This is a genomic window from Noviherbaspirillum denitrificans, assembly GCF_002211445.1.
In the GTDB taxonomy this organism is placed as follows: domain Bacteria; phylum Pseudomonadota; class Gammaproteobacteria; order Burkholderiales; family Burkholderiaceae_D; genus Noviherbaspirillum; species Noviherbaspirillum denitrificans.
On record NZ_LSTO01000001.1, the window covers coordinates 499,012 to 516,187 of the forward strand.

At 60.6% G+C, this 17,176-nt stretch carries 20 protein-coding genes and 1 pseudogene; 3 read left to right on the forward strand and 18 right to left on the reverse strand.

The window, feature by feature from the left end; genetic code table 11:
• Nucleotides 1-77 precede the first annotated feature (77 nt).
• The 5 genes from kce to AYR66_RS02530 are packed head-to-tail and all read right to left on the reverse strand — an operon-like array spanning nucleotide 78 to nucleotide 3,943.
• Entirely contained in the window at nucleotides 78-1,016 is a 939-nt protein-coding gene (kce, locus tag AYR66_RS02510; protein ID WP_088706207.1) for a 3,5-dioxohexanoate:acetyl-CoA acetone transferase, read from the reverse strand.
• Nucleotides 1,017-1,030: 14 nt separating this feature from the next.
• A complete protein-coding gene (locus AYR66_RS02515; RefSeq protein WP_088709564.1) occupies nucleotides 1,031-1,945 on the reverse strand; it encodes a 3-hydroxyacyl-CoA dehydrogenase family protein in 915 nt (304 codons plus the stop codon).
• Between the two features lie 4 nt (nucleotides 1,946-1,949).
• Complete coding sequence (locus tag AYR66_RS02520; RefSeq protein WP_088706208.1) at nucleotides 1,950-2,750, reverse strand: SDR family NAD(P)-dependent oxidoreductase; 801 nt, start codon at nucleotides 2,748-2,750, stop codon at nucleotides 1,950-1,952.
• Entirely contained in the window at nucleotides 2,747-3,094 is a 348-nt protein-coding gene (locus AYR66_RS02525; RefSeq protein WP_088706209.1) for a cupin domain-containing protein, read from the reverse strand. Before AYR66_RS02525 ends, AYR66_RS02520 begins: the two co-directional genes overlap by 4 nt.
• A 9-nt stretch (nucleotides 3,095-3,103) precedes the next feature.
• A complete protein-coding gene (locus AYR66_RS02530; RefSeq protein ID WP_206047029.1) occupies nucleotides 3,104-3,943 on the reverse strand; it encodes a cyclase family protein in 840 nt (279 codons plus the stop codon).
• A gap of 342 nt (nucleotides 3,944-4,285) precedes the next feature.
• Here AYR66_RS02530 and AYR66_RS02535 point away from each other — a divergent pair, with 342 nt between their 5' ends.
• Together AYR66_RS02535 and AYR66_RS30335 are read left to right on the forward strand one after the other, a co-directional pair.
• Complete coding sequence (locus tag AYR66_RS02535) at nucleotides 4,286-5,068, forward strand: IclR family transcriptional regulator (protein ID WP_088706210.1); 783 nt, start codon at nucleotides 4,286-4,288, stop codon at nucleotides 5,066-5,068.
• Nucleotides 5,069-5,226: 158 nt separating this feature from the next.
• Nucleotides 5,227-6,000 (forward strand): IclR family transcriptional regulator, encoded by a 774-nt coding sequence (locus AYR66_RS30335; RefSeq protein ID WP_088706211.1) that lies wholly within the window; start codon nucleotides 5,227-5,229, stop codon nucleotides 5,998-6,000.
• Here AYR66_RS30335 and AYR66_RS30340 read toward each other — a convergent pair.
• The 13 genes and pseudogenes from AYR66_RS30340 to AYR66_RS02595 all read right to left on the reverse strand — a co-directional run.
• A pseudogene (locus tag AYR66_RS30340) lies at nucleotides 5,979-6,149 on the reverse strand (hypothetical protein); the annotation flags it as partial. The gene AYR66_RS30335 and the pseudogene AYR66_RS30340 overlap by 22 nt on opposite strands.
• A 60-nt stretch (nucleotides 6,150-6,209) precedes the next feature.
• Complete coding sequence (locus tag AYR66_RS30540; protein WP_141104005.1) at nucleotides 6,210-6,605, reverse strand: aspartate 1-decarboxylase; 396 nt, start codon at nucleotides 6,603-6,605, stop codon at nucleotides 6,210-6,212.
• Between the two features lie 23 nt (nucleotides 6,606-6,628).
• Nucleotides 6,629-7,240, reverse strand: a complete 612-nt coding sequence (locus tag AYR66_RS28165; RefSeq protein WP_141104006.1) for a hypothetical protein — start codon at nucleotides 7,238-7,240, stop codon at nucleotides 6,629-6,631.
• Between the two features lie 355 nt (nucleotides 7,241-7,595).
• Nucleotides 7,596-7,904 carry a hypothetical protein gene (locus tag AYR66_RS29820; RefSeq protein WP_234814682.1) on the reverse strand — a complete coding sequence of 103 codons (309 nt, stop codon included), beginning with the start codon at nucleotides 7,902-7,904 and terminating at the stop codon, nucleotides 7,596-7,598.
• Nucleotides 7,905-7,922: 18 nt separating this feature from the next.
• Nucleotides 7,923-8,267 carry a nucleotidyl transferase AbiEii/AbiGii toxin family protein gene (locus AYR66_RS29825; RefSeq protein WP_234814684.1) on the reverse strand — a complete coding sequence of 115 codons (345 nt, stop codon included), beginning with the start codon at nucleotides 8,265-8,267 and terminating at the stop codon, nucleotides 7,923-7,925.
• A 146-nt stretch (nucleotides 8,268-8,413) separates the two neighbouring features.
• Nucleotides 8,414-9,181 carry a DUF6088 family protein gene (locus AYR66_RS02560; protein ID WP_234814689.1) on the reverse strand — a complete coding sequence of 256 codons (768 nt, stop codon included), beginning with the start codon at nucleotides 9,179-9,181 and terminating at the stop codon, nucleotides 8,414-8,416.
• Between the two features lie 439 nt (nucleotides 9,182-9,620).
• Nucleotides 9,621-9,884 (reverse strand): hypothetical protein, encoded by a 264-nt coding sequence (locus AYR66_RS02565; protein WP_088706214.1) that lies wholly within the window; start codon nucleotides 9,882-9,884, stop codon nucleotides 9,621-9,623.
• 74 nt (nucleotides 9,885-9,958) lie between these two features.
• Nucleotides 9,959-10,480 carry an SRPBCC family protein gene (locus AYR66_RS02570; protein WP_088706215.1) on the reverse strand — a complete coding sequence of 174 codons (522 nt, stop codon included), beginning with the start codon at nucleotides 10,478-10,480 and terminating at the stop codon, nucleotides 9,959-9,961.
• Nucleotides 10,467-11,681, reverse strand: coding sequence for a vWA domain-containing protein (locus tag AYR66_RS02575; RefSeq protein WP_234814691.1), 1,215 nt, complete (start codon nucleotides 11,679-11,681; stop codon nucleotides 10,467-10,469). Before AYR66_RS02575 ends, AYR66_RS02570 begins: the two co-directional genes overlap by 14 nt.
• Nucleotides 11,682-11,716: 35 nt before the next feature.
• A complete protein-coding gene (locus AYR66_RS02580; RefSeq protein WP_088706217.1) occupies nucleotides 11,717-12,646 on the reverse strand; it encodes an AAA family ATPase in 930 nt (309 codons plus the stop codon).
• A 37-nt stretch (nucleotides 12,647-12,683) separates the two neighbouring features.
• Nucleotides 12,684-13,481, reverse strand: coding sequence for an FAD binding domain-containing protein (locus tag AYR66_RS02585; RefSeq protein ID WP_088706218.1), 798 nt, complete (start codon nucleotides 13,479-13,481; stop codon nucleotides 12,684-12,686).
• A gap of 9 nt (nucleotides 13,482-13,490) precedes the next feature.
• Nucleotides 13,491-15,896 carry a xanthine dehydrogenase family protein molybdopterin-binding subunit gene (locus AYR66_RS02590; protein WP_088706219.1) on the reverse strand — a complete coding sequence of 802 codons (2,406 nt, stop codon included), beginning with the start codon at nucleotides 15,894-15,896 and terminating at the stop codon, nucleotides 13,491-13,493.
• A gap of 1 nt (nucleotide 15,897) precedes the next feature.
• Nucleotides 15,898-16,374 carry a (2Fe-2S)-binding protein gene (locus tag AYR66_RS02595; RefSeq protein WP_088706220.1) on the reverse strand — a complete coding sequence of 159 codons (477 nt, stop codon included), beginning with the start codon at nucleotides 16,372-16,374 and terminating at the stop codon, nucleotides 15,898-15,900.
• 370 nt (nucleotides 16,375-16,744) lie between these two features.
• On the opposite strand from AYR66_RS02595, the gene AYR66_RS02600 reads away from it, so the two are divergent.
• Nucleotides 16,745-17,176, forward strand: a 432-nt coding sequence (locus AYR66_RS02600; protein WP_272938320.1) for an XdhC family protein, incomplete at its 3' end; no start/stop codon positions are given.

Below are 17,176 nucleotides of genomic sequence, written 5' to 3' on the forward strand. Positions count from 1 at the left end.
CGCCATGCAGGCGATGGCAAATTTCGAGTACTTCATTTTCTTGTCTCCTCGTTGTTGTTGCTGTCAAATCAGCGGCGTTAGAATGCGACCTGTTCACTCCCCTTGAGGGCAAGCATTTCCCTCGCTTCAGCGGGTGTCGCGATCTCATAGCCGAGCTCTTCGAGCATTCCGCGAATCTTTCGTACCTGCGCCGCGTTGCTGGTCGCCATTTCACCGCGGCCGAGATACACGCTGTCTTCCAGGCCGACGCGCACGTTGGCGCCCATGACTGCCGCATAGGTCAACAGCGACATCTGGTGGCGGCCGGCGCCGAGCACCGACCAGTGGTAGTCCTTGCCGAACAGGCGGTCGGCGGTTTCGCGCATGAAGGTCACGTTGCGCGGGTCGGGGCCGATGCCGCCGAGGATGCCGAAGATGGTCTGGATGAAGAACGGCGGCTTGATCAGGCCGGCGTCGACGAAGTGGGCGAGGTTGTACAGGTGGCCGACGTCGTAGCACTCGAATTCGAAGCGCGTGCCGCATCCATCACCGAGATCCTTGAGGATGTGGCGGATATCGCGGAAGGTGTTGCGGAAGATGATGTCTTCCGTGCCTTCGACATAGGCCTGTTCCCAGTCGTACTTCCATTCCTTGATCTTCGATGCGACCGGGTGGATCGAAAAATTCATCGATCCCATGTTCAGTGAGGCCATTTCCGGCTTGAAGCGCAGCGGCGGCGCCAGGCGCTCCTCCAGCGTCATCTTGGTCGAACCGCCGCTGGTGATATTGATAACCGCGTCGGTGGCGGCCTTGATGACCGGCAGGAACTCGCCGAAGATGTCCGGATCGGCACTGGGACGGCCATCCCTGGGATCGCGCGCATGCAGGTGCAGGATGGCTGCGCCTGCATTGGCCGCGTCGATCGCTTGCTGCGCAATCTGCTGCGGCGTCAGCGGCAGGTATTGCGACATGGTCGGCGTGTGAATGGCGCCGGTGACGGCGCAGGTAATGATGACTTTCTTCGACTTGCTTGCCACGATTTCGTCTCCTGTTATCGGCCTTCGGCCGCATTCATTGCTTTCAAGTGCGCGAGTACGCGGGAGCGCAACTGCTCCTGCTGTTCCGGCGTCCAGTCGCGGAATCCCCTGCCGCTCTTCATGCCCAGCCTGCCTTCGCCGATCAGCTTTTCCAGGTAAGGCGATGGCCCGGGCGTGCGATCGATGGCTGGCAGTACGGTCTCGTGGATTGCAAGCGTGAGATCGATACCGACCAGGTCAGCGTTCTCCAGCGGGCCGAGCACCGGCAGGCGACGGCCGAAACTGGCCTTGACGACGGTGTCCACGGTTTCGGCGTCGCAGACACCTTCGGCCACCAGCGCGATCGCTTCACGCCACAACGCATGCTGCAAGCGGTTGCCAATGAAGCCGGCGACATCCTTTTCGACCATCGCCGGCGTCTTTCCGACTGTGGCGAGCAGATCGAACATGACCTGTGCGACGGCGGGATCGGTGAGCGGTGTCTTGATCACTTCCACAAGCGGCACCAGGTAAGGCGGATTCCACCAGTGTGTGCCGAGCGCACGGTGCCCGGTTTTCAGGTAGCGCATGATCTCGGTAATCGGAATGACCGAGGTATTGCTGGCGAGGATGGCGTCCGGTGGCGCAAACGCTTCGAGGCGTACGAAGAGTTGCTGCTTGAACTCGAGGTTTTCGGGGCCGGCATCGAAAACCACGTCTGCGGACGCGACACATTCGAGCAGGTCTTCCATCGGAATCACATTCTCGGCGGCGCCTGGATCCTGCGAGAGATCGAGGAGGTTGCGTCGAATGCGCGACTGAAGGGAAGCAAGCGCATCGGCGCTCGTGTCATATACATAGACGGCATGTCCGGCAACCGCGAATACCTGGGCGATGCCGTGCCCCATCAGGCCCGCACCGACAATGGCGATCGTTTTCTTGTCGCTCATGATGTCACCCCGCGGTGTAGCCGCCGTCGGCATAGACGGTATGGCCGGTATGGAAGTCAGATGCGCGCGAGCACAGGAAAAGCAGCGGCCCAGCCAGGTCTTCCGGTTCGCCGAGGCGGCCGAGCGGGACACGCGCAAGGAACCCATCGCGCACCGTGCGCGCCTTTTCCGTGTCCTCGAACATCCATGCGGTGAGCGGCGACCGGAAGACCGTCGGTGCGATGGCGTTGACCGTGATGCGATGCTTGCCCCATTCGCAGCCAAGCGCGCGCGTCAGCCCGTCGGTTGCTGCCTTCGATGCGCAATAGGCAGAGTAGCCGGCTGGATGGCCGAGCTTGCCGCGCGCCGATGAGACCAGCACTACCTTGCCGCCGGTGTCGCGCGGAATCACGCGCTGCCCGAACGCACGGCACAGGAGCCAGGTACTGGTAACGTTGCCGTCCATGACGTCCTCAAAGCGTTCCAGCGGCATGTCGACGATGGGACACGGATCGTTCAGGCCAGAGCCCACGACCAGGATGTCGAGGCCGCCGAATTGCTCAAGCGCGAAGTCCAGGATGGCGGCGCAGTCATCTTCGGTGGTCGGCCGCCGTGCGATGGTTGCCACTTCGGCGCCAAGTTCCCGGCATGCGGCAGCCGTCGCTTCCAGCGCCTGCTTGTTTCCGGCGGCAAGGACGACTTTCGCGCCCGCGCCTGCCAGCACCTTTGACGCAAGCGCGCCGAAGGCGCCGGAAGCGCCGGTGACAACCGCCACCTTCCCGGACACATCGAATAACTGCCGCGGGTTACGTAACCAGTCGTTCATGCTTTGTTCTCCGGATAGGGCATGACCACGAGCATCGTGGCGACATCGTTGCCAAGGTTCTTGACTTCGCGGATTTCGCCGCCGGGAATGCAGCAGCTGTCCTTCGGTCCAAGAACGACTTCCTCACCTGCCGCCCGGACCGTTACCTCCCCGGTCAGCACGACATACACTTTCTCCAGAGGCGAAGCGTCGGGACCTGCGCCGCCGCCGGGAAGGAAGTGTGAAAGTCCGGTCCAGAAGTGCTCCGGACCGCCCGGTTGGAAGCCTTGCAGGCGCAACGCACGCATTTCGTAGTGGTTCGGTGCGTCATACGGCTTCGCATCAGCGAAACGGGTGACTTTCATCGTCGTCGCCTATTTGCCGGTTTCGATGCGGTACTTGCCGGTCGGATCGACGATCGCGACCAGACGCACGATGCAGCCGTCTCCCTTGGTCCAGCGCCACGGGAACGCCGCAAAGGTCACCCGCTTGCCGGTCACCTTGTCGATTTCGCCGCCGACGTTTTCGAATCCGCAAATGCCGGCGCTGAGGATGGCGCGGTGGCACGGTTCCCACTCGGGGAAGTCCTCGATCACCTTGCGGCCGGTCTCGCGCTCGTACTCGCGGTTGACGTCCGGCAGCAGACCGTTAGGGTAACCAGGACCGTGCGGACCGATCGCCGTCCCCAGAGGATGGTCGAGCGCCTGGGTGTCACTGCCGATCATCTTGACCTTCTTCTTCGCGAACCACTCGCCCGCATCCTTGTAGAAGCCCGGCGAATAGGCGTAGTACATGCGGTTGTCGCCGTAATGCTTGTGCCAGCCGGTGTTGACAATGACGATGTCGCCTTCGCGGATCTCGGGACTGACTGCCTCGAGGTCGGCGGCGGTGATCACTTCCCACTTCTTTTTGGGGATGGACACCACGACACCGGTGCCGAAGAAATGCGGCAAAGGTACTTCATCCATGAATGCGGTGCCTTCGACCACGTGTGCCGGCGCATCGATGTGCGTGCCGGAATGCATGACCGTTGTGATCTTCTGCGTCAGCACGCCAGAGCGCGCCATGGTGTGCAGGCGCTCGATCTTCACATCCTCGAAGTACGGCCAGCACGGTTGGCCCAGCCCCCATGGATGGCTCAGGTCGTAAAACTCCAGGCCCATGTCGTTGTTGAGGTTCTCTTGGTACAGCGTTCCACGAACGTTGATCGTCATGTTTCAGCTCCTTCGAATTGGCGTTGGCTTTGTCTTGTGCATCGCATCCGTCCGCCATTGGCACCTGGCAGATCCACCGCGAAACTTTTAACCGCTTTGCGGTACATTTGTATCGCAGTACAGATGTACCGTATTATGGCTATTTCCGCGCAGCTGTCAACGCCCTTAGAAATATTTTTTTCATTGAAAGACGCCGGGAATATTTGAGAACGCGCTATATGCGTGACTGTTTAGCTTGAGGGGAAGGCTGGATAGCACAATCAATATAGCAATACGGATGTATCGCAGTGCGGCTATACTTGCAATGGAAAATTCACATGGGCATTTGGGGAAATCGAAACAATGCAGAAAAGGAACACGGTCAGTGCAGGCATGGACCACGACAGCAATCACGATCGGCGCAGCATCCAGGTAATTGAACGCGCGGCGGCGATCTTGCGTGCCCTCCAGTCAGGCAGCGGCGGACTGTCCTTGGGCGAGATCAGCAAGACTGTCGAGCTTCCGCGTTCGACAGTGCAGCGCATCGTCGATGCGCTGGCCAAGGAAGGATTGGTGATAGCCTCGTCGTCCGGAAGCGGCGTTCGCCTCGGTCCTGCGTTGATTCCGCTCGGCGCAGCCACACGCTACCCACTCACTGAAATGGCAAGACCGACGCTGGAAAATCTGGCACAACGGACTGGCGAGTCGGTCGACCTCTCAATCGCCAACCAGGTAAGGATGGTGTTTCTCGACCAGATCGCCAGTACCCACCGGCTGTCGGCCGTATCCGCAATCGGCGTTTCATTTCCGCTGCACTGCTCGGCAAATGGAAAGGCGGCGCTGGCACTCATGACTGGCGAGGAACTCGCCCGCACGAGAAAATCGTTGGCGCTTTCGGCCTTTACAAAGAACACGATTACCTCGTGGGAGGCACTGGAGAAAGAGCTGGAAGAAATCCGCCGTAGCGGCATTGCGTATGACAGGGAAGAGCAATCGGCAGGCATCTGCGCCATCGCAAAAGGATTCCGCCTTCCTACGGGCGAACTGGCATCGATCTCGATTCCGGTGCCTTCAGTGCGTTTCGGCGCCAGCGAAGCGATGTTGGCCGAAGCGATCGAATCTGAATGCCGGCTATTTTCCAAATAGCACCGCAAGGGAAGCGCACTGCATCATCCCCGCACGATTCAAGCCGGATGTCCGTCCCTGTCGAAAAGGTCCGCGAATTGGCCCATAATTGCCCCTAGGCGCACGATGGCAGAAGAGCCCTTGAGCGCAGCCCCTAAAATGGATCGCAGCGAAACCGAATGGCAAAAATGGAACAGAAAGAGACCGACGATACACGCGGCGGCATACAAGTGATCGCACGAGCGGCTAGCATCCTGCGTGCACTGGAAACACACTCTGCGGGCATGAGCCTGGGCGAGATTGCTAAGATCGTGGACCTGCCGCGCTCGACCGTGCAGCGCATTGTCGATGCACTCGGCGCTGAAGGCTTGGTGGTATCGAGCGGCAGCGGTGTACGGCTTGGGCCTGCGATTCTTGCGCTTGCTGCGTCGACGAAGTTCGAGATCGCCGACTTGATCCGCGACGACTTGCAGCAACTGTGCACCGATACCGGGGAGACCGTCGACCTCTCGATTTACGATGGAGACAAGGTCGTTTTCATCGACCATCTGCCGGGTTCGCATCGCCTGCGGGCTGTTTCGGCAATCGGTGTGTCATTCCCCTTGCATTGCTGCGCTCCTGGCAAGGCCGTTCTCGCGGCGCTCGGGCAGCAAGACCTGGATCGCCTTCGCCGGAAACTGAAACTCGCCCAGATGACTGAACACACGATTACCGACTGGGATGACCTGGACAAGGAAATCGACAGCGTGCGGCGCGAAGGTATTGCCTACGATCGGGAAGAACATTCGGTCGGGATATGCGCGGTTGCTACCACCATCGTCAGTCCGTTGGGCCAGCTGCTGTCGATCTCAATGCCGATTCCCACACCGCGTTTCAAGAATAAGGAGCAGGATTTCAAGGCCCTGCTGCTCGAGAAAACAGCGGTAGTCCGTCAGAAGATGCGCAGACTCTGACAAGACCGTAGCGCCATTTCCGGAAGCTCCTCGCTGCCGAAGCGCAGACTCGCCAGCCCGCGCTTCGCATCGCGACGAATCATGTCGTGGATCAGCGTCACGAGGATGCGGCAGCCGGATGCACCGCTCGGATGGCCGATCGCCTGTGCCGCAAAGACTTCGCTGACATAGTGGGTGCCATTTTGGCACCACCCAACTGATTGCCAGTTTTATGTAATTGGCCTTGCTCGCTCTAGATCAACACGACACGAGTGCTTGTCAACGTAAGGTGAGGCATCGTTCTTCTTTGCGTAATACCGTGCGCACGCGAAAGGTACCCTGTTGTTCATTAGAGGATCAGTGCTTGAGACAATACATAGATCGCCGTACTGAAACCTTGTGGCCACGGCGTCATTAACCCATACCGCAGGAATTTCCATTTCGACGACCGATGCAGACATTCGTATTCTTTCGTTAGTAGACATGTTGTAGATCTCTATCTCGCGCACTTGGTGGAGACCCAACTCCCCAAGGAGTCGGGGATCAACGGCGCAAGCACAGCTATCGACGGCATCATTGGTAAAGCCTGGGTCGTGGACTATTTTCGAGTAGAGCAAGCGTTGCATCGCAGGTTCCTTGGTGGCGAACACTAACCTTGCCAATACGTTGGGATACTGGCGCTCGAGGCATTAACAGAGTAGCGAGGCGAGATTCCAAGCAGGCTGCATACATCTTCTATTCCGACCCCACTCGCGAGTTCAACGACGGAGAGACCCGAAAGGGTAGTATCGAAAACTCCCAACGGACAGACAATCCGCACGGAGTTGCGCGATGAACGTTCAAGGGTATAGCGAGAAAGCCGTTGCAATACTCCGGATTCGCGGCCTTTCAGCAGGTCGGAAATAAGGACAACAGGTCGAACCGTGACTTCCTGATTATCGGTAGTGCCATTAGGGTATGAAATAAAGCGTACAGCGCTTCGGAGTGCGCCCGGCGCACCGTCTTGCACTGTCAGAAAGACAACGTCAATCTTGCTTCCTTTGTACCTTATGACCCGCGGCGAGAAGGTTTCATCGGTAATTACATCGGACCAGGCTATGACGGCATCACCGAAGTAAAAGGTTGCCTGCTGATGTACAGAAATGTAATCGCAGATACGACGCGACAGGCCTGCACCGAGATATGCTGATTGCTCCGACGCGAGCTCCGTTGCCGCGCGGGAGCAAATTTCCTCCTCTGACCAACCGAGATCTCGTTGCAAAGTCACACCTCAGAAAAACCGTTATGTGATACAACTGTATCGCTTAACGAGTTTTACATCAAGCCTTTTCTCACTTCCTGCCCACCGAGAATTCGTGGCAGTACTGGACACTCGCCCCCGGGACATCTGTAAATGAGCGGCGCTTGACACGCCGCGGAGTCGTTATTTAGCGCCCCGGGCGCTGATCTCGCTTCGCTCGAACAGCGTGCTCGTGTGTGGCAGTAGAAGGGGACGGGGACACAGTGGTCGTGTGACTAAGGCTGGGCTTCTCTGACCTAGCGTTAATCTGATCAGGGCTGCTAACGAGCATCGGCCAGGCGGGCCTTGCTCTTCTGCTTAGGTGTTTGTCGCTTCATCAGGCAAGTGAAGCCTTTGCTTGATTTTCGAGCTGCAGGCACTGCCGCATAGGTTCGTCGAAGCTCGGCGCGCCCCAAGGTAACAAGCCGGCGTCGAGCATCGCGTCGTAGTCCTCTCGCAAAGCCTGCATGCCTTTGGCTCCAGGGATAAGCTTCAACGCGCCGTTGGTGGCGGCCGAATAATCGATTAACGCCCCGTCACTGGCCTTCACCCTGAAAAAAATGCTTTTGTGTTTTGCGACTGCGTTGGCAATGTCGCGAGCAGACAGCGCGCTTGCGGCATGCTTACTGTCTGCTATGCGTGCCAAGTCGTACCAGTGCCGCGCTTAGCGTGCGCCACGCACTTGGTCCTGGAGACAGAACACATGGGCGGCGGTCGCCTTTTCCCAAAAGGTGCGCTCGATTTTCATGACCACTGGGGTCGCGGTCGGGAAGTCGACTGTTTCTACGGCATCCGCTATGTCGCAATGCACGGGCATCGCTTGATTTGGCTCTCCAGTGGATCGCGCGCCAAATTCCAGCAATACAGCGGGTTGGACATAGCCCGTGCCTGCCTTCAGCGGCGCGTAGTGGAGATAAAGCTTGTCGCCATCCTGACGCAACTCGGCATGAATCCCCTGCTCGCCCAGTTCCTTTTGGAGGAGCGGCGCCACGTGCTCGTCGATCCTCACCGGCAGTCGTTCCTTGACTGCCTCGCTCCGCCTTTTTTCCTGGGATCTGGTGGATGAAGCGGTTCGTCGTGGTCGATCACATCATGCAGCAGGTGGCGGATATCCACCGTAAGGTCGATATCTTTGGAAAACCGCCGGATGACCGCTTAGGCTTTGGACAGCGAGGTTCCGCCCTTGACGGTGAGATGTCGGGCTAAGTCGGTATTGAAGAGTTTGGACAAGGTCCAGACGACCCATATGTCCTTTTCCAGCAACGGTGCTGGACGATCAAGGGTATCTGCGCCGATCGCCAGGATTTCGGCGCGATCGGTATCCGAATGCGAGAAGTAGGCATCAGCCATGCTGCTGCGCCTCGCCAATCGCCAATGCCATCCACGCCGGCAGCGGGCGCGTACGTTGAGGAGCTTTTGCCATTCTTCACGGGGTAACTGCCCCTGCAGCTTCGCTGCCGCAACCCGTGCATGCTGTTTTCCAAGCCATGCGAGGGCATGGAGCGCACGGCCGGCGGGACTCGTTCCAAGCACGAATTGCCATCGTGGCGCATGCCTGACTTCCACCTGACGCGAGCCCAGACGCATATACCGGCTGCGTCCCGAGGTGAGGAATACTTCCCGTACCGGCACTTGGGTCGTCAAGCCAAAGACATTGGCCATCACAGCGCCACTTGGACTGATTGCCTCTCCTTTCTTTTCAGCAAGGGAGGCGACTTCCTGTTCCGGGGCGGGCGCACGCAGACCAAATTTGCTCTCAACAGGCGCAACGTAAGTACCGCGGCCAAACCGCATTAACTTGCCAGCCTTTACGAGACGGGTAAAGCTTTGATCCACAGCGGCGCGAGAACCCAGATGAAGGAATTCCTTGGGGCGACAAGATGCCACCCTCGGCAAGGGTTCTTTCTTGTTGCTGAATGGCATTCATGATCACGCTCATCGGTCGCTCCTTATGTCAGAAACATCGTACCTAATCTGACAAAGCTCATTGGCAATTTTTGCCCCGCGTGAAATTATTCAGACGGAGATTTTTTGAGGCCGCGTTGTTCGTGTGCTACTCCACCACGCTATGCCCCCCTACTGAAAACCAAGACACACGGCTAGTGACAGCAATATTGAGACGTTCCTCAGGAATGTGCTCAGGACGAGCAGCCATCGTATTCCTGGGAGTCGCTTGACTGACGGGGTATGTACCAAGACGCGAGACTTTTCCACGGTGACGTGCGCCGCCCCCCACGCAGGGCAAGAGCGCGCAGCGCGCTGCCGTTTCAGCGCCGCCGGGGCCGCACAAGCTGCGCCCGATCTGTTGATGTCCCCATCTGGAGCGAAAATCCCGCCCCTGTAGTTATCGTGCCGCGGGCCCTCACTGGAAATCCGGACGTTGCACGCCACCAGTCTGCTTGCATTCCGGGCAGGTCACGACGATGCCTCCCAGGACGTTCGTCAGGCTGCTCTCACCGGCGCCTTCGGTGGCGGTCCAGGTGTTGCCGCATTCCAGGCATTCCACGGCAGCGGACATCACCGCTTTCTGTTCCGTTTCCGCGGTAGCGTCGTGGGCTCGTGCTTCAGAGGGGACCTCCTGCATCTGCACATTCGAGACTTTGAATCCTTTGGTGCCGTTGTCCATTTTCGTCTCCTTGTCTTGTGTGATATCGCCGGGCCGGAGTGGCGATAGCTGCCCGGTATTCCATCATTCCCGCCCTAACCGGTTGCATTCGAAGGGGGCGGCTCTGGTGCCGGAGGCTGCACAAGGTTTGCTTCCGGCGCTGACGGCTCCTGCGGATGTTCCTTGAGTACCCTCGCCAGCGCTGCAAAGAAATCGGCTGCCATTTTGTTGGCAGCGCCGTCGATCAGGCGGGAGCCGATCTGTGCCAGTTTTCCGCCGATTTGCGCCGACGCGGCGTAGGCCAGTTTCGTGGCTTCACCCTCAGGCGACAGCGATACCTTTGCAGTGCCTTTCGCATGCCCTGCCATCCCGCCCTGCCCTTCGAAGTTCAGGGTGTAGGATTCGGGCGGGTTGCGGTCGACCAGGAAAATCTTGCCGGCAAACTTCGCACTGACCGGGCCGACCTTGACGGACATTGCGACCTTGTACTCGTTGTCGGCGACGCGTTCGACCGCTTCGCAGCCCGTAATGCACGCCTTGAGCACTTGCGGATCGTTGAGGGCCGCCCAGACTCTGTCCGGAGGCGCCGGCACAACCTGGATGTTAGACATTTCCATATCGTTCTCCCAGCGGATGATGAATCCGGCGGCCCAAAGGACGCCGTGCGCCCGCCACGCTCAGCACTTCGCCAAGATGCGTAAGACTGGCGAGATTATGCGCAGGCAGGAACAGGTCGACGTACGGCAGCATCGCGCGGATACCTGCGGGCCTGGCCTCAAATCCCTCAAAGCGCAGGAGCGGATTGAGCCAGACCAGTTGCCGGCACGCGAGACTGAGCCTCTCCATTTCGGCGCCGAGGCCTTCCGCGCCCTCGCTGTCGAGACCGTCGGTAATCAGCAGGACGACTGCTCCTTGTCCAAGCAACCTGCGCGCCCAGTACTGGTTGAATTCGGCCAGGCAGGCGCTGATGCGCGTCCCGCCAGCCCAGTCGGCCACCTGCCGCGCAACGTGGCCGAGCGCGATATCGACGTCGCGGTTCTGCAGCAAGCGGCTGATGTGGGACAGCCGCGTACCGAACAGGAAGGTATGGACTCGGCTGTCGCTGTTGGATACCGCATGAATAAAATGCAGGAACATGCGTGTATAACTTTCCATTGAGCCCGAGATGTCGCACAGGATGACCAGGGTCGCCGGCCGCTGGCGTTGCCTGCGATGCCGCAATTCCACGAAGCCGTCGGCCGTCCTCGTCATGCGGCGCATGGTGGCGCGCAGATCGATGCGAGCGCCGTGGGCGACAGGTTGTGCACGGCGGCTGGGGATCTGCGGCAGCGGAATGTGCAATGTGGCCATCATGCGCTTGGTGTCGGCCTGCTCTTCCGGCGTCATCGCAGCAAAGTCCCGGGTTTGCAAAATCTCGCGCGCGGACATCGTCATTGACGCGTCGAGCCGCAACTCCGGCGGCAGCTCGTCGGCCTGCGGCGCATGCGGCGGCCGCAGCAGCATGGCGCGCGCAACGCGCGGCGCCAACGCCGGCTTCCCGCTTCCTGGGGCGCGCACGCCGCTTAGCAGTTCCGCAAGTCCGTCCAGTTCGCGGGCGCGGGAGGGATCGCGCCAGAACAGTTCAAAAGCCTGGTCGAACACAAATTGCTGGTCACGCCGGTCGACCAGCACCGTCGACAGCGCATAGTAGAAATCGTCGCGCCGCTGTACGCCAACGGCTTGCAGCGAATGCAAGGCATCGATCACTTTGGCCGGTCCGATCGGAATGCCGGCCCGGCGCAGGACGCGCGCGAAATGTACGACGTTTTGCGCGAGCATTCCGGGCTGCAGGTCACCAGGGGATGGCATCGCAGTCATCGCTGGCCCGCAAGATCGGCTCGAACATCGTCGGTGAGCTGCGCAATCCGTTCGGGTGTCAGCTTGGCGACGTCGTCTTCGTACTTGAGTATCACCCCCAGCGTCGCTTGCACTGCTTCGGGATCGACAGCGGTCCTGTCGAGTGCCGCCAGGGAGGTCGCCCAGTCAATGGTTTCGGCCACGCCCGGCGCCTTGTACAGCTCCATCTCCCGCAGGCGGGCGATGAACGCGACCACGCCGCGGCTCAGCATATCGGCGGCCTGGGGCACCTTGCGCCGGACGATTTCCAGCTCCCGCTCCTTGTCCGGATAGTCGACCCAATGATAGAAGCAGCGGCGCTTGACCGCGTCATGGATTTCCCGGGTCCGGTTGGACGTGATGACGACCAGCGGCGGGCGTTCCGCGCGGATCGTGCCCAGTTCCGGAACCGTCACCTGGTACTCGGCCAGGACTTCCAGCAAATAGGCTTCGAAGGGCTCGTCGGCGCGGTCGAGTTCGTCGATGAGCAGGACCGGCGGCCCGCCCTCGGTGGCTTCGAGGGCCTGCAGCAGCGGGCGCTTGATCAGGAAGCGGTCGGAGAAGATGTCTGCCTCCAGTTTGCCCTTGCCGTCCCTCGATATCTCACCGGACGCCTCGGCGAGCCGGATCTCGATCATCTGGCGCGGATAATTCCATTCGTACACCGCATTGGCGATGTCCAGTCCCTCGTAACATTGCAGCCGGATCAGCCGGCGCCCCAGTCCCGCCGCAAGCGCCTTGGCGACCTCGGTCTTGCCGACGCCGGCCTCGCCTTCCAGAAACAGCGGCCGTCCCATGACCATCGCAAGATAGAGCGTCGTGGCCAGGTGGCGTTCCGTCACGTACTGCTGTGACGCCAGCAGCTGCGCGACCTGGTCGACGGAGTCCGGAAGCGGCGCTATCGGCATGGCCCCGCCGGAAACGTACAGTTGCGGTTGTGCGCCGTCATTCCATCGACTTGGCCACCGCGCGAGCGGCCAGCACGGGGATCAAATGCGCACGATAGCTTGCACTGGCATGCAGATCCGAACTCAGGCCGTCGGGTGAGATCCGCACCGCTTTCGCCGCATCCGGCGAGAAGTCCTTCTCCAGCGCCTTTTCCAGGTCGGTGACGCGAAACGCGCAACCGGCGCAGCCGGTCGCCGCCACCCGCACGCTACCGCCCTTCTCCCGGCCGACGAATATGCCCACCAGCGCAAAGCGCGAGGCGGGATTGACGAACTTGATGTAGGCCGCCTCGTCGGGAACCGGAAATTCCACGGCGGTAATCAGTTCCCCGGGTTCCAGCGCGGTCTCATACATGCCCTTGAAGAAATCGTCGGCGGCAATCGCGCGGCGATCGGTGCGAACGGTGGCGTTCAATCCCAGGACGGCGGCCGGATAACAGGCGGCCGGATCGTTGTTGGCCAGCGAGCCGCCAAGGGTGCCGAGATTGCGCACCTGCAGGTCGCCGATTTCGCCGGCAAGCCAGGCCAGCGCGGGAATCGATTGCCGTACCTCGTCCGATGCGGCGATGTCGGCATGGTGCGTCAGGGCGCCGATAACAAGTCGATCCCCCTCGCGCCGGATACCGCGCAGTTCGGCGATTGCGCCCAGATCCACGAGGGCAGCCGGGGCGGACAAGCGCAGCTTCATCGCCGCGATCAGGCTCTGGCCGCCAGCCAGGGGCCGGCAGTCGGGATTGGCGAGCAGGGCCACCGCTTCTTTTACGCTGTTGGGTCGATGCAGTTCGAATGCGTACATGCTGTCCTCCTATGCGGGTTGGCTAGCGGCTTGCATGGGCTGCTGCGCGGCCTGGATCGCCTTCCACACGCGCTCGGGCGACGCCGGCATGTCAAGGTGCGTCACGCCCAACGGCGAGAGCGCATCGATGACGGCGTTGATGACCGCCGGCGGTGAACCGATTGCCCCCGCTTCACCGCAACCCTTGGCGCCCAGCGGATTGTGTGTGCAGGGTGTGACCCGGTTACCGACCCTGAAGCTGGGCAGGTCTTCCGCGCGCGGCATCGCATAATCCATGTAGCTGCCGGACAGTAATTGGGCGCTCTCGCGGTCGTACACGCAGTTTTCCAGCAGCGCCTGGCCAATGCCCTGCGCGAGTCCGCCGTGGACCTGGCCTTCGACGATCATCGGATTGATGACCTTGCCGAAATCGTCGACTGCCGTCATGGCAACCACCTCGACTGCACCGGTTTCGGGATCCACCTCCACTTCGCAAATATGGGCGCCCGCCGGATAGGTGAAATTGGTCGGATCGTAGAAAGCGGTCTCGTTGAGGCCTGGTTCGAGCTTGTCCAGCGGATAGTTGTGCGGCACGTAGGCCGCCAGCGCGACCTGGGCGAAAGGTACGTTCCGGTCGGTACCGGCAATGGAGAACTTGCCATCCTTGAATTCGATGTCGCTTGCCGATGCTTCAAGGAGGTGGGCCGCGATCTGCTTGCCCTTGGCTTCGATCTTGTCGAGTGCCTTGACGATCGCCGAACCGCCGACGGCCAGCGAACGCGAGCCGTACGTTCCCATGCCGAAGGGAACGCGCCCCGTGTCGCCATGCACGATATCGACCTGTTCGAACGGGATGCCAAGCCGCGCCGACACGATCTGGGCGAAGGTCGTTTCATGCCCCTGGCCGTGGCTGTGCGATCCGGTAAAGACCGTCACGCTGCCAGTTGGATGCACCCGAACTTCGCCGACCTCGTACAGGCCCGCGCGCGCTCCCAGCATGCCTGCGATGTTGGACGGGGCCAGCCCGCAGGCCTCGATATACGTCGAGAACCCTATGCCGCGCAATTTTCCGCGGCTCCTGGCCTCTTCGCGCCGCACCGGAAAGCCGGCGACGTCGGCCATGTCCATTGCGCCGTCAAGGCACGCATTGAAGTCACCTGTATCGTATTGCAGCGCGACCGGCGTCTGGTACGGAAATTCGGTAATGAAATTGCGCCTGCGCAGTTCGGCATCGTCGATCTTCATTTCGCGCGCCACGGCCGACACCAGGCGCTCAACCACATAGGCGGCTTCCGGCCTGCCTGCCCCGCGGTAGGCGTCCACGGGCGTCGTGTTAGTAAATACGCCGTCTACTTCAGCGTAAATCTGCGGCGTTTTGTATTGCCCTGCGAGCAGCGTGGCATACAGGATCGTCGGTACCGAGGTCGCGAACGTGGACAAATACGCGCCGAGATTGGCAACCGTGTGCACCCGCATCGCCAGGAACTGTCCATTCTGGTCGACCGCCATTTCCGCCACGGTCGCGTGGTCGCGGCCATGCGCGTCGGTAAGGAAGGATTCGGAGCGTTCGGCGGTCCACTTCACTGGCCGGTTGATCTTTTTCGAGGCCCAGGCCAGCACCACGTCTTCCGCATACAGGAAGATCTTGGAGCCGAATCCACCACCCACGTCGGGTGCGATGACGCGCATCTTGTGTTCCGGAAGTCCCAGGACGAAAGCGGTGAGCAGCAGCCTTTCGACATGCGGATTCTGGTTGGCCACGTAGAGCGTATAGCTGTCGTCTGCCCGGCTGTACTGCGCCAGCGCTGCCCGCGGTTCCATTGCATTGGGTACCAGACGATTGTTGGTGAGCTCTAGCCGGGTGACGTGATGTGCGCCCGCAAACGCGGCGTCCACCGCGGCCTTGTCGCCGAGCGACCAGGTATAGCATTTATTGTCGGGCGCGACATCGTGCAAGACCGGGGCGCCAGGCTTGAGCGCTTCCCGCGCGTCAGCGACGGCCGGCAACGCTTCGTAGTCCACCTCGATCAGTTCCGCCGCGTCCTTGGCCTGCAGATACGTCGACGCGATGACGATCGCCACCTGGTCGCCGACATAGCGGACCTTGCCTTGGGCAAGCGCAGGGTGCGCGGGCTCCTTCATTGGCTGGCCGTTGACGTCGGTGATCAACCAGCCGCACGGCACGCCGCCGACCTTGTCCGCGGCGATATCCTCTCCGGTCAAAACGGCGATAACGCCGGGCGCACTCTTCGCGGCATCCGTGTTGATGGATCGGATTGCTGCATGGGCATACGGCGAGCGCAAGAAATAGGCGTAGGTCTGCCCGGGAATCTGCACATCGTCGGTGTACTTGCCGCTACCGGTGAGGAATCGATAGTCTTCCTTGCGGCGTACCGAAGCGCCGACGCCGGTTTCACGTTCCGAAGGCGCGTTCATGTCACGCTCCTTTCATGTTGGCGGCGCCGAGCTGCACGGCCTTGACGATATTGTGGTACCCGGTGCATCGGCACATGTTGCCCTTGAGCTGTTCCCGCACATCCCGCTCAGCAACGTCCGGATAGCGCTTGACCAGATCGATCGCGCACATGATCATGCCCGGCGTGCAAAATCCGCATTGCAGCCCATGGCATTCCTTGAACGCTGCCTGCATGGGATGCAATTCGCCGTTCGGTCCGGCCACGCCCTCGATGGTCGTCACTTCAGCCCCCTGGAATTGTGCGGCCAGCGCTGAACAGGATTTGACCGCATTGCCGTTGACGATGACGGTGCACGCGCCGCACTGACTGGTGTCGCAACCGACGTGCGTGCCGGTGAGTGACAGGTTTTCTCGGAGGAACTGGACCAGCAGGGTCCGCGGGTCAATTTCCGCAGTCACCGCATTGCCGTTGACTTTCATGGATACCTGTATTGCCATGCGATTACTCCTCAAATGAAGTGCCGTTTGAACAGGGGGGGAGCAATAAGGCTGGGAACAGGGGATGAAAACGGCCGCCACCGGTGAACCCGGAAGTCACCGGTGGTGCATGTCTCCATTATTGTCCCGACAACCCGGCGCTCGCCTAGTCATCGATTTTTTATAAGTCGCAGTCGGCCGCTGCGGGCTGGCTTTGCTACAGTCAATTCAGCGTACTTGCCTAGAGTTTGTTATCTTTGCGCAAAGTCAAAGGACATCTTGACGCTGGCATCAAAATTTTCTTTGGAGATTTGTCGCCTGGCGCCGGTTGATCCGGGAAAGTGGCGGACAGGATTTTTAGGTATAACCGGGCGGCTTGGCGTCGACGATCATGGACAGCATCGACCTGGAAGTGTTGAAGGTGTGCGCGCAATGGCTGGCTGCCGGCCGGCGCTGCGAACTGGTGACGGTCGTCAAGACTTGGGGCTCGAGTCCCCGGCCGGAGGGCGCGATGCTGGCCCTGCGCGACGACGGGCGCGTAATCGGGTCGGTGTCGGGTGGATGCATCGAAGACGACTTGATCGACCGAGTGAGAAAACAGGGTATCACGCGCGATCGCCCGGAAATTTTCACCTATGGCATCACCGCCGACGAGGCGCACCGCTTCGGCTTGCCATGCGGCGGGACCATCCAGCTGGCGCTTGAGCCGCTGTCCGCCAGCAGCCGTATTCCTGAGCTGCTGCAACGGCTGGCGGCCCGCGAATTGGTGACCCGCCGGCTCGACCTGCAAACCGGCGAAGTGACACTTGGACCGGCGGGGGCC

Bases quoted from the DNA above. Each gene is read 5' to 3' on its own strand.
- AYR66_RS02515 (WP_088709564.1), bottom strand. From the start codon at position 1,945: ATGAGCGACAAGAAAACGATCGCCATTGTCGGTGCGGGCCTGATGGGG.
- AYR66_RS02520 (WP_088706208.1), bottom strand. From the start codon at position 2,750: ATGAACGACTGGTTACGTAACCCGCGGCAGTTATTCGATGTGTCCGGG.
- AYR66_RS02525 (WP_088706209.1), bottom strand. From the start codon at position 3,094: ATGAAAGTCACCCGTTTCGCTGATGCGAAGCCGTATGACGCACCGAAC.
- AYR66_RS02530 (WP_206047029.1), bottom strand. From the start codon at position 3,943: ATGACGATCAACGTTCGTGGAACGCTGTACCAAGAGAACCTCAACAAC.
- AYR66_RS02535 (WP_088706210.1), top strand. From the start codon at position 4,286: ATGCAGAAAAGGAACACGGTCAGTGCAGGCATGGACCACGACAGCAAT.
- AYR66_RS30335 (WP_088706211.1), top strand. From the start codon at position 5,227: ATGGCAAAAATGGAACAGAAAGAGACCGACGATACACGCGGCGGCATA.
- AYR66_RS30540 (WP_141104005.1), bottom strand. From the start codon at position 6,605: ATGCAACGCTTGCTCTACTCGAAAATAGTCCACGACCCAGGCTTTACC.
- AYR66_RS02560 (WP_234814689.1), bottom strand. From the start codon at position 9,181: ATGCCATTCAGCAACAAGAAAGAACCCTTGCCGAGGGTGGCATCTTGT.
- AYR66_RS02565 (WP_088706214.1), bottom strand. From the start codon at position 9,884: ATGGACAACGGCACCAAAGGATTCAAAGTCTCGAATGTGCAGATGCAG.
- AYR66_RS02570 (WP_088706215.1), bottom strand. From the start codon at position 10,480: ATGGAAATGTCTAACATCCAGGTTGTGCCGGCGCCTCCGGACAGAGTC.
- AYR66_RS02575 (WP_234814691.1), bottom strand. From the start codon at position 11,681: ATGCTCGCGCAAAACGTCGTACATTTCGCGCGCGTCCTGCGCCGGGCC.
- AYR66_RS02580 (WP_088706217.1), bottom strand. From the start codon at position 12,646: ATGCCGATAGCGCCGCTTCCGGACTCCGTCGACCAGGTCGCGCAGCTG.
- AYR66_RS02585 (WP_088706218.1), bottom strand. From the start codon at position 13,481: ATGTACGCATTCGAACTGCATCGACCCAACAGCGTAAAAGAAGCGGTG.
- AYR66_RS02590 (WP_088706219.1), bottom strand. From the start codon at position 15,896: ATGAACGCGCCTTCGGAACGTGAAACCGGCGTCGGCGCTTCGGTACGC.
- AYR66_RS02595 (WP_088706220.1), bottom strand. From the start codon at position 16,374: ATGGCAATACAGGTATCCATGAAAGTCAACGGCAATGCGGTGACTGCG.